Origin of the sequence: Vibrio sp. 10N.261.52.A1 (assembly GCF_002876325.1) — a bacterium.
Classification (GTDB): domain Bacteria; phylum Pseudomonadota; class Gammaproteobacteria; order Enterobacterales; family Vibrionaceae; genus Vibrio; species Vibrio chagasii.
In genome coordinates this window covers 1-447 of the sequence record NZ_MCYD01000418.1, presented here as the reverse complement: position 1 = coordinate 447, position 447 = coordinate 1, and the positions used below count along the sequence as shown (strand labels likewise).

Here is a 447-nt window from a genome sequence, read left to right as displayed (position 1 = left end):
AGAAGAGATCAAAGAAGCGTACGAAGAACTTCGTAAGCTAATGCCAAACGTATTGGTATTTAACTCAGATTTCCCAGCTAACCCTTACCTAGCGGGTGAAGTGTCTCTTGGTATGCTTTGGAATGGCTCTGCTTACATGGCACGCCAAGAAGGTGCAACCATTGATATCATCTGGCCAGAGAAAGGCGCTATCTTCTGGATGGACAGCCTAGCGATTCCTTCAGGTGCAAAGAACATCGAAGCGGCTCATAAAATGATCGACTTCCTTCTTCGCCCAGAGAACGCAGCTAAGATTGCTCTAGAGATCGGTTACCCGACTCCAGTGAAGACTGCTTACCCTCTTCTTCCAAAAGAGTTTGCTGAAGACAAGAACGTTTTCCCACCACAATCAGTGATGGATAACGGCGTATGGCAAGATGAAGTTGGTGAAGCGAGCGTCATTTATGA

At 46.5% G+C, this 447-nt stretch carries 1 protein-coding gene; it reads left to right on the top strand.

Annotated elements, in window-relative coordinates:
- Nucleotides 1-447 (top strand): extracellular solute-binding protein (locus BCT81_RS05040; RefSeq protein ID WP_133152559.1); only part of this gene is annotated, 447 nt, incomplete at both ends.